The sequence below is a fragment of the Pseudoalteromonas sp. S3785 genome (assembly GCF_005887365.1).
Lineage (GTDB): Bacteria > Pseudomonadota > Gammaproteobacteria > Enterobacterales > Alteromonadaceae > Pseudoalteromonas.
This window is the reverse complement of sequence record NZ_PNCT01000090.1, coordinates 23,767-39,266: the sequence shown is the minus strand read 5'-3', so window position 1 is coordinate 39,266 and position 15,500 is coordinate 23,767. Positions and strand designations below refer to the sequence as shown.

At 42.2% G+C, this 15,500-nt stretch carries 12 protein-coding genes and 1 pseudogene; 8 read left to right on the top strand and 5 right to left on the bottom strand.

Annotated features, from left to right (window positions below; all coding sequences use genetic code 11):
* Positions 1 to 33 precede the first annotated feature (33 nt).
* Positions 34 to 418, bottom strand: a pseudogene (locus tag CWC17_RS17900) (MAPEG family protein).
* Positions 419 to 673: 255 nt separating this feature from the next.
* Between CWC17_RS17900 and CWC17_RS17895 the strand changes: the two are divergent.
* On the top strand, positions 674 to 1,552 hold the full coding sequence (locus CWC17_RS17895) for an EamA family transporter (protein WP_171042109.1): 879 nt from the start codon (positions 674 to 676) through the stop codon (positions 1,550 to 1,552).
* An 82-nt stretch (positions 1,553 to 1,634) separates the two neighbouring features.
* Here the strand turns inward: CWC17_RS17895 and CWC17_RS17890 are convergent, their stop codons facing one another.
* The 4 genes from CWC17_RS17890 to CWC17_RS17875 form a co-directional block, all read right to left on the bottom strand.
* Positions 1,635 to 1,952: a DMT family transporter gene (locus tag CWC17_RS17890; protein ID WP_055015872.1), complete on the bottom strand. Its 318-nt coding sequence runs from the start codon at positions 1,950 to 1,952 to the stop codon at positions 1,635 to 1,637.
* The gene (locus tag CWC17_RS17885; protein ID WP_055015871.1) at positions 1,952 to 3,484 is read right to left on the bottom strand and encodes a bifunctional GNAT family N-acetyltransferase/carbon-nitrogen hydrolase family protein; all 1,533 of its coding nucleotides are present in this window, start codon (positions 3,482 to 3,484) and stop codon (positions 1,952 to 1,954) included. The genes CWC17_RS17890 and CWC17_RS17885 overlap by 1 nt, the downstream gene beginning before the upstream one ends.
* Before the next feature lie 88 nt (positions 3,485 to 3,572).
* Positions 3,573 to 4,421 (bottom strand): MBL fold metallo-hydrolase, encoded by an 849-nt coding sequence (locus tag CWC17_RS17880; protein WP_138614415.1) that lies wholly within the window; start codon positions 4,419 to 4,421, stop codon positions 3,573 to 3,575.
* Between the two features lie 58 nt (positions 4,422 to 4,479).
* The gene (locus CWC17_RS17875) at positions 4,480 to 6,765 is read right to left on the bottom strand and encodes a penicillin acylase family protein (protein ID WP_138614413.1); all 2,286 of its coding nucleotides are present in this window, start codon (positions 6,763 to 6,765) and stop codon (positions 4,480 to 4,482) included.
* Positions 6,766 to 6,911: 146 nt separating this feature from the next.
* Here CWC17_RS17875 and ycaO point away from each other — a divergent pair, with 146 nt between their 5' ends.
* From ycaO to folX, 7 genes are all read left to right on the top strand, one after another.
* The gene (ycaO, locus tag CWC17_RS17870; protein ID WP_138614411.1) at positions 6,912 to 8,672 is read left to right on the top strand and encodes a 30S ribosomal protein S12 methylthiotransferase accessory factor YcaO; all 1,761 of its coding nucleotides are present in this window, start codon (positions 6,912 to 6,914) and stop codon (positions 8,670 to 8,672) included.
* Between the two features lie 114 nt (positions 8,673 to 8,786).
* Positions 8,787 to 12,149 (top strand): ATP-binding protein, encoded by a 3,363-nt coding sequence (locus tag CWC17_RS17865; RefSeq protein ID WP_138614409.1) that lies wholly within the window; start codon positions 8,787 to 8,789, stop codon positions 12,147 to 12,149.
* 41 nt (positions 12,150 to 12,190) lie between these two features.
* Positions 12,191 to 12,817, top strand: coding sequence for a YceH family protein (locus CWC17_RS17860; protein WP_138614407.1), 627 nt, complete (start codon positions 12,191 to 12,193; stop codon positions 12,815 to 12,817).
* Positions 12,818 to 12,886: 69 nt separating this feature from the next.
* The gene (gene nadE / locus CWC17_RS17855; protein ID WP_138614405.1) at positions 12,887 to 13,723 is read left to right on the top strand and encodes an NAD(+) synthase; all 837 of its coding nucleotides are present in this window, start codon (positions 12,887 to 12,889) and stop codon (positions 13,721 to 13,723) included.
* 117 nt (positions 13,724 to 13,840) lie between these two features.
* The gene (gene folM / locus CWC17_RS17850) at positions 13,841 to 14,560 is read left to right on the top strand and encodes a dihydromonapterin reductase (protein WP_138614403.1); all 720 of its coding nucleotides are present in this window, start codon (positions 13,841 to 13,843) and stop codon (positions 14,558 to 14,560) included.
* A gap of 25 nt (positions 14,561 to 14,585) precedes the next feature.
* On the top strand, positions 14,586 to 15,140 hold the full coding sequence (folE, locus tag CWC17_RS17845; RefSeq protein WP_055015863.1) for a GTP cyclohydrolase I FolE: 555 nt from the start codon (positions 14,586 to 14,588) through the stop codon (positions 15,138 to 15,140).
* Between the two features lie 2 nt (positions 15,141 to 15,142).
* A complete protein-coding gene (folX, locus tag CWC17_RS17840) occupies positions 15,143 to 15,499 on the top strand; it encodes a dihydroneopterin triphosphate 2'-epimerase (protein ID WP_055015862.1) in 357 nt (118 codons plus the stop codon).
* Position 15,500: the final 1 nt, after the last annotated feature.

Genomic DNA, 15,500 nt, shown 5'->3' with positions numbered 1-15,500 from the left:
TAGGCCGCTTGCTTTGTGGTTTTAACAATAAAATTAGATACTCACTACAATCATGGCAATGGCAGTGCCTAAACCAATAAACCATACGAGTGAACGTAAAATATCTAAGTTCAGCCAATAAAAAATGCAATATTAAAGTACGCGAAACTATATGGGTCACCGCCAAGGTTTCGGTTACTGCATTTACCGAGTTAGTTCCCAATACCACCGCAATAGCAACGGCAAACACTGCAAGTGATTCAAAACAATTTTGATGGGCAGCGAGCGCCCGCGCACCAAAGCCCGTTAATTTTGCTTGTTGCGAACGCGGATGTTTATTGTCGTACCGACCGAGCTTTGCCATCGCTACGGCGACAGGTACTTTTGCAAAATAAGGCATTAATACAGCAAGTAATGCACATACTACTAATGTCGTCATAATGTATTCTCTTATTTATAAATTTAGTTATTTGACCAATACATATAACACACATACACAAAAAAGCCGCCTATACGTTTTATGACATACGCAGGCGGCTAAACAATAACATCACGCTTACTATAGCTAAGTTTACCTATAAAGCAGTGCGGCATAATGTCGCAGGTGAGGAATATTCACTATCACCCTTAATGCATCGCTTTAATAACTAAAGATTGTTAATTTATAGACCTTATTTTTTTACCGACGACCCCCATGACCTGGATCTTTTTCACTTTTTTAGCCGCCTTTATGCAAGCATGGCGAAATGCCCTGCAAAGTAAATTAAGCACACATGCAAGTGTAGCTGGCGTAACCCTTTCGCGTTTTATTTTAGCCGGCCCTATTGCTGCAGTGTATTTGTATGGCTTATATCAATATCAAGACACGACCATGCCTACCTTTAATCATGCCTTTTGGGGTTTTATTATTGGCGCAAGCGTTATGCAAATACTTGCCACTGGCTTAATGGTAAAACTGTTTAAAATGAATAATTACGCCATAGGTGCAGGCCTTGCTAAAAGCGAAGCCTTAGTAGCCGCTATTTTAGGGGTATTGTTTTTTGGCTCTGCGCTTAGCCTGCTTGGTTGGCTGGGTGTATTTTTAGGCGCCATAGCAGTGCTATTACTTAGCGGTATAACCAGCGTAAAACATTTTGATGCAAAAACTGCATTACTTGGCCTTGCCTGCGGCACAAGCTTTGCCCTTACATCGCTGTGGGTACGTGAAGCGAGCTTAAATTCAGGATTGTTATTTCCGCACTCGGCTGCATGGGTTTTACTGTTTGTAATAAGCCTACAAACACTTATATTACTTGGCTATTTATTACTTAAAGAGCCACATACGCTTGGCAAACTTTGGCAATATAAAGGCATTACAACAGCAATTAGTATTTTTAGTTGTGTAGGCTCTATTGGCTGGTTTAGCGCAATGAGTTTACAGCACGTGGCGTATGTTAAAACGCTTGGTCAGGTAGAGGTATTTTTTACCATGCTAATCGCCGTACTTTGGTTAAAACAACCACTTAAAAAACAAGATACCGCGGGCTTAATTTTAATAGCCATTGCCGCTATTTTGGTGATGCTACCAAATTAAGAACATAAAAAAGCGCAGGCTTTTAAACCTGCGCTACTGTAAAGCTGCTTATAACTTTTAAAGCAAGTGTTAAGCGCTCTTTTTAAGAGCTGATTTTTAGCGTTATCACACCGCAAATGATCATCAGCACTCCAGCAATACGGCCAAACGTGGCTGCATCACCGTAAAATAATATACCCACTAAAAACGTCCCCGCAGCACCTATTCCTGTCCATACGGCATAAGACGTCCCCATTGATATTTGCTTTTGTGCAAGCCATAACATAAAGCCACTAGCCACCATAAATGCAATTGCCATTGCAATACCTTGCCAACGAGTATCCGGGTTTTGCGATACCTTTAAACCAATTGGCCAGCCTATTTCAAGCAGGCCTGCAATGACTAAATAAACCCATGCCATTAAACATCTCTCTTTTTCAAAATTACGTCGTATAAATCTTCGCGGCGATCTTTTAAATTGCGCACCGTACCTTCGCTATGAAGAATTTTTAGCTTATCCATATCAAGGTCGCTAAATAATAACATTTCGGTATTAGGTGTGGCTTCATTTAATGTTGCATCGTGCGGAAACGAAAAGTCTGATGGCGTTAGTACAGCTGATTGTGAGTACTGTACGTCTAAGCTTTCTACCTCAGGTAAGTTACCCACTGAACCTGCAATAACCACGTAACATTCGTTTTCGATTGCGCGCGCTTGCGCACAATGGCGAACCCGTAAATAACTATTCTTAGTATCGGTCCAAAATGGTACAAAAAGTATATCAAGCCCCTGCTTGGCTAAAATACGCGAAAGCTCAGGAAACTCTACATCATAACAAATTTGAATACCCACACGCCCTGCATCGGTATCGAACACGGCAATTTTGTCGCCGCCTTGAATCACCCAGTCATTTTGCTCATGCGGGGTGATGTGTATTTTGCGCTGCTCGTCTATTTTACCGCTTCGGTGGCACAAATAACTGACGTTATAAATTTTATCATCTTCGGCAAGGGGCATAGAGCCAGTAATAATATTAGCGTTGTACTCTATTGCCATACGCGACATGGCGTTTTTAAACGTTTCGGTGTACTCAGCTAAATAGCGAATAGCCTCAGTTTGATTACTTTGTTCGGTAAGCCCCATAAGTGGCGCATTAAAAAATTCCGGAAATAAAATAAAGTCACTTTTATAATCAGAGACTGTATCGACAAAGTATTCCACTTGTTTAAGTAGCTCTTCAACCGACTCAACACAACGCATTTGCCATTGCACCGCACCTACCCGCACAATCGATTTAGTCGATTCGAGTACTGTATCGGTTGGCTCATACATTATGTTATTCCACTCAAGTAATGTGGCGTAACCTACAGACTCTTGATCCTCTGGCAGGTATTTTTTAAGTAACCGCTTTACCTGAAAGTCGTTAGAGAGTTGAAAACTTAAAATTGGGTCGTAAAGCTCTTTTTGGTCAACTTTTTCAATGTATTCCATTGGCGTCATTTCACTGCTGTGATTGTAATAACGCGGAATACGCCCACCGGCTAAAATTGCCCGTAGGTTATATTGGCGGCACAATTCTTTACGAGCATCGTATAGCCTGCGTCCTAAGCGCATGCCTCGGTGGGTTTCGCTAATGGCTACATCTAAACCATATAGCGCATCGCCGTCGGAGTCACTAAATACACGGTCGTGGCCATCGGCTATGTCTTCGTACGTATGCGGGTTTGAAAAACGCGTGTAATCAACTTGCACGCTCAGTGCTATGCCCACCAGCACGCCATCATCCACTATGCCTATTTGCCCTTCAGGAAACTGATCTATCAATCTAAAAATAGTATGGCTTGGCCACGCGCCACCTAAATCAGGGTAAGCCTGATCCATTAAGGTCTTAATTTGCGGATACTGCTCTTTTGTTAAGTTACAAATTTCTAGGTGGGTTTTTTCTGCCGACATACACAACTCCTTTGGGCATAAGAAAATAAAAGCCGAATGTAGGCTTAAGTACACTCAGCTTTGTATCATGTTTTTTACGTTACACGTACTACTTTAAACTGCGATAAAAAAGTGTAGTCACTTTCTCTTTTGGCAGCCAACCTGCGTACTTAAGATTAAGCGTGGCTAACGGATCGGCTTTTAGTACTTGCTCTAAGCTTGCGCCATTTTGCATTGCTTTTAGCATTAAATCTTTGGCTTTTTTAACAAGTTTAGCATACGTTACCAGCCCTGAACGGTCACTTACCGGCCCATGCCCAGGTATCACTATGGTGCGTTCATCTATTTGTTTAATAACGTCATCTACGGCCGCTAATATTCCATCAACACTGCCGCCACTATCTACATCAACAAACGGTAAGCTACCAAAGTTAAAGTAAATGTCGCCCATGTGCACTATGTTATCGTTATTAAAAAATATCACCGCATCACCATCAGTATGTGCATGGGCGTAATGCACTACATGCGCGTGTTCGTTATTAAAATGCAGTTTTAAATCGTGGCCAAAGCTAATGCGTGGCAGGTAATCTGAGTTTGCACCGTGTTTTTCTTCTAATCGCTTATGTACGTTGTGGTGCGCAATGACATGCGCACCGGCTTTGGCAAAGTTTTCGTTGCCGCCAGTGTGGTCACCATGATGATGCGTATTAATTACAAACTCTGCACTACCGGGTTTTAAATCGCTAATGGTTTTTTTAATGTCGTTTGAAAGCTTAGCAAACTGATCATCAATAATGTAAATGCCATCTTCCCCTACACTTGCGGCAATGTTACCGCCTTGGCCAAACAGTACATACACACTGTCGCTTAGTTTTTCTGCCGTTACCGGATTTTCATCTGCATGTGTTGCACTGCTAAGTAATAAGCCTGTTATTAATGCGGGTAGTATTTTTTTCATTTTAGTTCTCTGTTGATTTATTAATGATTATATAGAACGTGATTAACTGTCATTTAGTTCATCGTGCTGGCTCTATCACTATTTGATGTATTAGCGTTTGTGGTAGTAAAGGCGTGTGCTTACCTTCAATGTAGTCACTAAAGCCTGCACGATAAAACGCGGATAGTGGATGCCCCGACTGCCCACCAGGCACTGCCATAATGGCGTTTTCTAAATGCCCAGGTTGGGCAATAAAGCGCTGCGATGCACCAAAGCTTTTGCCTTGTACGGCGGGCATGTAGCTATCACCAAAACCTGGCGCTACAGGCATATTTAAAAGCTTAGCCAGTATGGGCATTTGTTTAGCAAACGGGTGCTCAATATTAAGTGCATTTACTTTACCCCACTGCCAATTTTGTAAGTTATCCCCATACTCAGCCCCAAGTGCTGTCACTGTTTGGCTAAATGCACCTAATAACTGCTCGTCCCAATTTTTATACTCAGGGTTTACCCATGAGCCCGGCCTATCTTTAATAAGCTGCCATATAGCCGGTTCTAAGTCGCGTTTTACATATTTAAGCGTGGCGTCTTGCTCATTGAGTGTGTGCTCCATGTTTGCAAAAACAGTATTTATTAATGTGCTGCGGTAGTGTTTAACTAAGGTGTAACCTACCGAGCTTGCACATGCGCATTGCTGCCAGTTTTCAAGTGCACTTATGTACTGTGCGTTTTTGGCTTTGTCTTTTTTAAGCTGATTAAGTAGCAATGTGTGCCATGGCGTTAAAAAGCGGGCTTGGTTATCAAGCTGTAACGCGTAAAAGTCGCTCTCAGCAAAGCTTTGTTTTTCAAATAATCTATCGCGTATTTGGCTCGAGCGAGCCCCTAGCGCGTACCCGCCATTGCCAAAACGGGTATTATCAGTGGCTGACACAACGCGCGAATTACCTGTCCATAATCGTCCATTTTGCGGGTTTTTAACATGAGGGCGCTGATGCTCATTTTGCTGCCAGTCGGGTGAGTACTCATTTTCATTCACGCTTAGCTCACTCGGTGTTTTACGTGCCGGTATAGCGCCAATATGTTGCCATGCAGCACTGCCTTGGCTATCTACCACCATTAAATTTTGTACCGGAATACCCACATTACTCGCTATTGCTAATGCATCATCAACCGTATTTGCTTGTTCAAGCTTTACCAATTCCATATCAACGGCATAAGGCTGATGCGCAGCCCAACTAAGTGCATAAGGCTTTTTATTAATATATTTTACTGGGCCGTATTCACTTAAAGTGAGTGAGTAATCTTCCCGTTCGCCATCAGCCATTACAATAGGCTCATTGACTTGCCATGTTTTACTGTCATCATTTAGTGCTATCCAATCGGCGGTATCTATGTAGCCGTTAGTAAAGCCCCACGCTATTTTATTATTGCTACCCACCACAATAGCGGGTGCGCCAGGCAGTGACACGCCAGTTACCTGAGCTTGCTCGCCATTTTGTTGGTAGTTAAGTTGCGCCTTGTACCAAATAACAGGCACCGCCATCGATAAATGCATATCATCCGAGAGCATAGCTGCGCCTGTTTGTGTATGTGCACCGGTTACTGCCCAGTTATTACTACCGCGCTCTTGATTTACCTGAATATTTTTAACCGTGTGCTGTGCTTGCACTGGTAGCTGAGGAATGGTGCCTGTAAACGGGGCGAGCTTACTGCCATCAAGCGCTGCTTGGTATTGGCTAGGTTGTGTTAAAAAATCAACCATGTGTTGTCCGTATGCTTGCTCAATGTGTATAAGTGCTTTATCGCGCTCAAAGGTGGCACTTTGTAAATCAAGGTACATGCTAAATATAACTAATAGGCTGTCTTCACTTTGCCATGGTTTTTGCGCTGCGCCTGTTAGTAAATACTCAAAGCTTGCAAAGCCAACTTGTGCCAACCCTTCGTTTACACCTTGGGCGTAGCTGTTTAATAGTTGTTTATCGCTTTCGGGTAAGGTGTTTAATATAGCGCGGCTGCGTTTGCGTAATTGATGAAAGCGCATTTTTTTATCAAGCCCAAGGGCCGCTTTACCAAATAACTCACTGAGCTCGCCTGCGGCGTTACGTCTTAATAAGTCCATTTGAAAAAAGCGGTCTTGCCCATGCGCATAGCCTAATCCATATGCGGCGTTATTGCGGCTTTGCGCATTTATAACCGCTTGGCCTAGTGCATCACGCGAAATAGTAACCGGTTTATTAATTGCTGTACTTTGCCCTTTACCATCAAGTGCGGGCATACTTAAACTTAATACGCCGTAAACCAGCGCCGTACCTGCTAATCCTAAAACCACAATGAGCAATACTAGCCATTTGATTACTTTAAACATTAATATGTCCTTTACACTATTTGTTGCACATATAATAACCATAGTTTTATTAAATAATAATGTTCTTACTCGCAAAGGGTGAAATAAACATCAAAATCCACGATAATAGCTATTCCACATTTTGTGCAGATCTAGTTGAGACTCATATGACTGAAAAAACATTTATCAAAGGTAAAGACCGCGACCTAGAATCGTCTATCTCTACCATGCAAAACAAGCTTAAAGCGCTAAACATCAATATTGAAGAAGCACTTTGGCTTAACCCTGTAGCTAACTGTTATTCAGTTCATATAAAAGACAGCGACTGCGGTGTTATGTTTACCAACGGTAAAGGCGCAACCGATAAAGCGTCTATCGCCTCTGCGCTCGGTGAATACTTTGAACGATTAAGCTGCAATTACTTTTTTGCCGACTTTTATTTAGGTGAAGAATTTGCAAACGGCGACTTTACTCATTATCCAAATGAGAAGTGGTTTAAAGTTGAAGGCAATGAAGTGCCAGAGGGCATAATGGACGAAAGCCTGTGGGATTACTTTGACCCAGAGCGCGAGCTTAATGCCTCACACCTATTTGATTTTAACTCAGGTAATAACGAGCGCGGCATTTGTGCACTGCCATACACACGCCAACGCGATAACCAAGACGTATACATTCCGGTAAACGTGATTGGTAATATTTTTGTTTCTAACGGCATGAGCGCAGGCAATACTAAATTTGAAGCTCGCGTACAAGGGCTATCAGAAGTATTTGAGCGCGCTATTAAAAATCGTATTATCGCAGAAGGTCTTTGTTTGCCAATTGTCCCTGAAGACGTTGTAAAGCAATACCCTAAAATTCATGAAGCGTGTGAGGAGCTTCGCAGTCATGGTTTTCATTTACGTATTGCCGATGCATCACTTGGCGGTAAATACCCTGTAATGAGCGTAACGCTTATTAACCCTGTTGATGGCTCTGTGTTTGCCTCGTTTGGTGCTCACCCGTCATTTGAAGTTGCCCTTGAGCGTACGGTTACCGAGCTACTGCAAGGTCGTCGCCTTGACCAACTTGATGTGTTCCAACCGGCTACGTTTGATAACGATGAAGTTGCAACACCTGAAAACATTGAACTGCACTTTATCGATTCAAGCGGTTTAATCTCGCATGATTTTTTCCGCGCAACACCTGATTTTGATTTTGTGCATTGGGACTTTAGCGGTACAACAGAGCAAGAATACAACTTCTGTACTGACTTAATTCACAGCATGGGCCACGATATTTACATCATGGATTACACACACTTAAACGTGTATGCGTGTCGTATTTTAGTGCCAGGGATGTCAGACATTTACCCAGTTGATGAACTAATTTGGCGTAATAACAACGAAGGCGCTAAATTCCGTGATGCATTCTTATCGCTTGATCAGTACGATACGCAGCAGTGGATGGACATTTACGACAGCCTAGAAGAAGCAGGCCACAGCGATATTATTCGTGCTGCAGAATTTATTGGCCTTGCCACCGACGCCGACACACCATGGCATACACTGCGTATTGGTGAGCTTAAAGCGCACCTATGCTTAGCTGCAGGCAACGAAGAAGCCATTGATTGGGTAGACTGGATACTGCACACAGGCCAAGTAAGCGAAGAGGCAATGCGCCATTTCCGTTGTTTGAAAGCCATTCTTGAAATTAAGTACGATGACGAACGTGAGTACGCTGACTACCAAGAAGCTCTTGGTTTAATGTTTGGCAACGACAACGTAACGCTTGCTATTGAAATTGCAGAAGGCCGTAAATTATTCAATGGTTTAACCTTCCCTGGTTTATCGCTTGAAGGCTTTAAAAAGCATGCAGCTCTACTTGACGGCTACCGTAAATTACATGTCGCTAAGCAAAACCATTGGGCGCGTGAAGTAACGGATGCTTAATAGTTAAACTACTAATTATAAAAATAAAACGGCGCTTATTTATCAGCGCCGTTTTTATTTATGCAATAAATTAGCTATAGTTAAATTGCCTAAAATAACAGCATGACTTAGCCAATGCCGCCAAAAAATAACAACAAAAAAAACACTACCAGCAACTATAAGCTGACCTTTTGGTTATCGCTTACGCTAATTGTAGTAGTGAGCATTGTACTTGATAGAATTAACTATAATCGCGCAAAAGACGCCCACCGCTTACAAATTTTATCTCAGGTAAGTACATATCGTGCACAGCTAGAAGCAACGTTAGTATCAAACATTCAGCTAGTTCGTGGTTTAGCGGTTGCAGTATCGGCTGAACCTGAATTACAGCAAGCACGGTTTGAGCAAATTGCCGCGCCTTTATTTAAAACCTCCAGTGAGCTACGCCATATTGGTGGCGCACCCGACATGATAATTCGTATGTCTTACCCACTAAAAGGTAACGAAAAAGCCATTGGCTTAAACTTTTTAGAACAAAAAAACCAACGCCAAGATGCCATTAGAGCCCGTGATACCAATACAATTGTTATGGCGGGACCACTTAAGCTTGTTCAAGGCGACATTGCCCTTATTGCCAGAGTGCCGGTTTATATTCCGCCCGAAAACCGCTTTTGGGGGCTGTTATCAGTGGTGCTCGACATTGAAAAAGTCTATAAAAACTCAGGTATAAAGGAGCTTGAAAAAAACTACAACATTGCCATTCAAGGGCGTCATGGTTTAGGCAAAAAAGGCGAGTTTTTTTACGGTAATAGCAATATAACCACACAAGATCCGCTGGATTTTACGCTTAATTTTCAAGGGGGAAGCTGGCAATTATACGTAGCGCCTAAAGAGGGGTGGAGCCCTGCTCCTTCAACTATATGGCCGCTTAGAATTGCCATTATAATTATTTGCGGATTACTAATATGGGCATTTTTATTCTTTTTAAAAATGCTAAACCGCCAACAACAAAACGAAAAAATGCTGGAGGCAATGAGTGACCTTGCGCAAATTGGTGCGTGGTCATTTAATTTAGAAACCAAACAAGTGTATTGGTCAGATATGACCAAAAAAATATTTAAATACCCCCTAAATAAAGAGCCCTCATGGCCAACAAACTTAAATTATTTTAAAGCCGGTGAAAGCAGAGAACGCATTACTCAGCTGGTTGAATCTGCAATTAAAGAAGGCAAAAGTTACGAAGCCGAGCTTGAAGTTATCGACTCACAAGGGCGTGAAATGTGGGTGCTTATTCATGGTGAGGCCGAGCGAAAAAATGAACGTTGCGTGAGAATATTTGGCTCACTACAAAATATTGATACCCGTAAACGTATTGAACTTGAGAACAGCAAAATAGCTCTACATAACGAAATTTTAGCATCGCTTACTGCTAACGAGCTTATTTTAAGTGGCCAGCTAAGCCAGTCCAAACAAGTCATTACTGAATCTATTTGCCATGCATTAAACATTGAGCAAGCCAGTATCTGGTTTTTTAATAGCTCAAAGACCTCGTTAAGCCCTATCGCCTCTCACAATATTGAAAACAGAATGGGCAATAATAATGCAGTGTGGCTTAAAAGTGAGGCCCCTGATTTTTTTGAAGCCATCGAAAAACACGCTGTTTTTAGTACTAGTGATGCTCAAAAACACCCGCTATTAAAACCGCTTAAAAAACATTACCTAGCGCCGCTCAATATTAATGCCATGCTGTGCGTAATCATACCCGCGGGAAATGGCACCATTGGCATAGTTTGCGCTGAGCAATGCGCCTCAATGCGTCCGTGGTCGCGTAACGAAGAAAGCTTTTTAATAGCTATAGCCGCACTAGTAGGCAGCCTACACTCAAGCCAGCAACGCATTGAAACCGAACAACAGCTAGTCACCGCCAAAGAGGCCGCAGAGCAAGCTGTTATGGCTAAAAGCGAATTTTTAGCCAGTATGAGCCACGAAATAAGAACCCCAATGAACGGCGTATTGGGCATGCTAAATATTATTAAGCGTACCCAACTTAACCAGCAGCAAGAGCACCATATTGAGCTTGCTCAATCTTCGGCACAATCGCTTTTAAATATCATTAACGATATTTTAGACTTTTCTAAAATTGAAGCGGGCAAGCTCGACATAGAAAACGTGCAATTTAACTTACCTAAACTACTGGGCGAAGTGGTTGAGTCGTTTGCGCTTAAAGTGGAGCAAAATAATACCCACCTTATTTTAGATGCCACCCAAATTACAATTAGCGAAATAATTAGCGATCCAAATAGATTGCGACAAATTTTAAATAACCTGATTGGCAATGCCGTTAAGTTTACGATTGATGGGCAAATTTTGGTAACTGCGCAGATAGAAGATACCACTGATGGCAGCTTTTTACACTGCTCTATTATTGATACCGGCATAGGCATAGACGCAGAAAAGCAAAAGACCTTATTTGACTCATTTACCCAAGCCGATGCTTCAACTACTCGTCAATTTGGTGGCACAGGCCTTGGCCTAGCTATCGTTAAGCAACTTTGTGAACTAATGGAAGGCGAAGTAAACGTAACCAGCATGCTTAATGAGGGCAGTACTTTTTCGTTTTCTATAAAAATACAGCCCCGTTTAACGAAAGCGCAAGATTTACCCAGCCACTTAATTAATAACAAACATATTTTAATTGTTGATACCTGTACACTTAACGCCAATATTGCCGCTAAACAATTACGCGTATGGGGCGCACACGTTACTATTTTAAATGACTATAGCGACATTATTAATTATTTTGATAACTGCGATACCCAGCCAGATGCACTGCTAGTCGATTATTATTTTTTTGAGCACGCTGCACACTTACAAATCAACGCATTAAAAAACAGGGTAACAACCAAGCAAAGTAAGCTGGTCGTTATGGCACCGATGAGTTACTCCCAAGAGCATAACAACATTGGTATAAATATAGATTGCCTGATATTTAAACCGCTCACCCCGTCAGATTTATTTGATTCTCTGACTAACGATAAATTCATAGAGCAACAACAGCGACAAGCGCAACTGCAAAATGAGTTGACCGAAAAACCTAAAGAAATATCAGCGCACGCACAAGTGCTTCTAGTAGAAGATAACAAAGTAAATCAGGTGGTTGCCTCTGCTTTGTTAAAACAAATTGGCCTTACCTTTGATATTGCACAAAACGGCCAAGATGCATTAGATAAGCTAAACAGCAGCCAAGACAAAAAATACCAGTTAGTTTTAATGGATTGCCAAATGCCCGTGATGGATGGCTACCAAGCCACGCAAGCTATACGCGAAGGTAAAGCGGGCCTGCATAATAAACATATTACAATCATTGCGTTAACGGCAAATGCAATGCAGGGCGACAAAGAAAAGTGCCTAGATGCCGGAATGAATGATTATTTAACCAAACCTTTAGACTCTGCTGCACTAGAACCTAAATTGCAACAATGGCTTGGTACACAATAAAGGTGTAAGCTAAAAATACTGTTTACTAATAAAGAAAAGCCATGCATTTATCAGCAAATCAGCAGCGCGTTATTGGCTGCCTTTTAGAAAAGCAAAGCACTACACCCGAGCATTATCCACTGTCGTTGAACGCACTAACGAATGCGTGTAACCAAAAATCCAACCGAGATCCGGTTGTAAACTTGAGCGAAAGTGAGGTTCAACAAACACTTGATGAGCTTATAAGCCAGCGCCTTGTAACGCTAGACGAAGGGCTGTCGGGGCGAGTTAATAAATACGACCACCGTTTTTGTAATACAGAATTTAGTAGTTTACAGCTAAGCACGCAGCAACGGGCAATACTATGCTTACTGTTACTGCGCGGCGCACAAACACCCGGTGAGCTGAGAACGCGCAGCGCGCGTCTAGCTGAGTTTACAAACGTGAGCGAAGTAGAAATAGCTCTGAGCGCGCTGGCAAAAGATGACTACGTTACAAAGCTTAAGCGTGAGCCCGGCAAACGAGAAAATCGCTACATGCACCTTTTTGCTGACCCAGCACTAGTGCCAAGCCCAGCGCCAGCTGCAGAAGTCGCAGAAGTTAAAAACGATGAAATTAACGAGTTACTTGCAGAAATTGAGGAACTAAAAGCCGAGCTTAGCCGTATAAAAGCACATTTAGGACTTTAATTAATCACCACTAAACCAGATAATGTAAGCCTATTTAAAAACGACTTATTAAATGACAAGGAGCTGGCCATGCGCGCCGAAATTATGGCTGAAATGAAAGTTCAGCCAACTATTGATGTAAATGCCGAAATTACCCGTCGAGTTAACTTTATAAAAGCACGCTTGGTGGCAGCCCACAGTGTATCGCTAGTACTTGGCATTAGCGGTGGTGTTGACTCATCGACCTGTGGACGTTTATGTCAATTAGCCGTAGATGAACTAAACGCTGAGCAAAACACGGATAAGTACCAATTTATTGCAGTTCGTTTGCCATACGGTGTACAAGCAGATGAAGACGAAGCGCAAATGGCCGTTGATTTCATTAAGCCAAGCAAACGTATGACCGTAAACGTAAAGCCTGCTGCCGACGCATTACACGAACAAGCTATGGCGGCGGTTGTTGGTAGTGGCGAAAGCTTGCCCGACCAAGCTAAAATTGATTTTGTTAAGGGTAATGTAAAAGCACGCCAACGCATGGTAGCGCAATACGAAATTGCAGGTTTTTGCCAAGGCTTAGTGGTAGGTACCGATCACAGCGCTGAAAACATTACTGGTTTTTACACCAAATTTGGTGACGGCGCATGCGATTTAGCCCCATTATTTGGCTTATCAAAACGTCAAGTTCGTGCACTTGCAACTGCCTTAGGTGCGCCAGAGCTATTAGTGACAAAAGCCCCTACTGCTGATTTAGAAAGTGACCGCCCAGGCCTCACTGATGAAGAAGCGTTAGGGCTAAGCTATGAGCAAATTGACGACTTTTTAGAAGGTAAGCCAGTGGCTGCAGAGGTTGAGCAAAAGCTAACTGAGATTTATGTACGCACTCAGCATAAGCGCCAACCCATTCCGACTATTTACGATGAGTTGTAACGGCTCAAACAGCTAGTGCTGCATAAGCACTAGCTGATCTATTTGCCGTAATGTTACGTAGAAAAAAAGCTAATTTATAGTTAATTTTAACGCCTGCCAAAGAGAAAACTGCATTACATGACATCTCCTATTTTAATAACAGGTGCTGGTCAACGTATTGGCCTTGCACTTGCTAAGCACTTTTTATCGCAAGGCCAAGCTATTATTATTACCTATCGTACGCGCCACAATGCGGTCGATGAGTTAGAACAACAAGGCGCAGTATGCTTACACGCCGACTTTAGCAGCGATGCTGGTATTGCCAGTTTTATTGAAATACTTAAACAGCATACGCACTCCTTACGTGCCATAGTGCACAATGCCTCCAGTTGGGACTGCGAAGCCAGTAACCCTGATTTTTCGAGTTTGTTTGACAATATGATGCGCATTCATGCCAAAACGCCGTATTTAATTAATAATGCCTGTGCAGAGTTATTAATGACGTACCAAGCCGAGGCTTGCACTCCTGCAGACATTATTCACCTTACCGATTATGTTGTTGAAACAGGTAGCCCAAAACACATTGCCTATGCCGCAAGTAAGGCTGCGCTTGATAACTTAACCAAGTCATTTAGCGCTAAGTACGCACCAAATATAAAGGTGAATTCGGTAGCGCCATCGTTGATTATTTTTAACGAACATGATGACGAGGCTTATCGTGCTAAAACCCTTAAAAAATCATTGATGGGTATAGAGCCTGGTTGCCAAGAAATTATTAATAGTATTGATTTATTGCTGCGCAGCCACTACATCACAGGCCGCGCTTTGCCTGTGGATGGTGGTCGCCATTTAAAGTAAAACACACATTAAAACTGAGAAATTTATGCATGACGAATTAAAACAAAGTTATCAAAATATAATTACTGCTGTAGGTGAAGATGCTAATCGTGAAGGTCTGCTCGACACGCCAAAACGTGCAGCTAAAGCCATGGAGTATTTAACAAAAGGGTATCGTCAAACGCTCGATGAAATTACCAATAATGCAGTATTTACCTCAGACGCAGACGATATGGTTCTTGTGCAAGATATAGAGCTTTACTCTATGTGTGAGCATCACCTATTACCTTTTATTGGTCGTTGTCATATTGCCTATATTCCCGATGGTAAAGTACTGGGCTTATCTAAATTTGCACGTATTGTTGATATGTTTGCACGCCGTTTTCAGATACAAGAGCAATTAACACATCAAATTGCAAAAGCCGTTGAAGAAGTGACCGGAGCTAAAGGCGTGGGTGTTATTGTTGAAGCTAAACACATGTGTATGATGATGCGCGGTGTAGAAAAGCAAAATTCAAGCATGCGTACCTCGGTAATGCTAGGTAACTTTAGATCAGACTCTAAAACGCGTAACGAGTTTTTACAACTTATTAAGGGGTAATAATGGCCAACGCAATTATTAACGTAACCAACTTACGCTTACGTACGTTTATTGGCTTTAACCCTGAAGAGCGGGAAAAAAAGCAAGATGTAGTGATTAATTTAGAAATTCACTATCCTGCTGATGAAGCCTGTAAAACAGACGAAGTAGAACAAGCACTTAATTATAAAGTGATCACCAAAGAGGTGATAAACCTAGTAGAACAGGGTCACTTTTTGTTACTTGAAAAGCTGGTTGCCGAAATACTTGCTGTATGCCATAAACACCCCAGCGTGCATTACGCCAAAGCACGTGTGGATAAACCACATGCACTGCGCTTTGCCGACTCGGTATCACTCACGCTTGATTGGGTTAAATAAT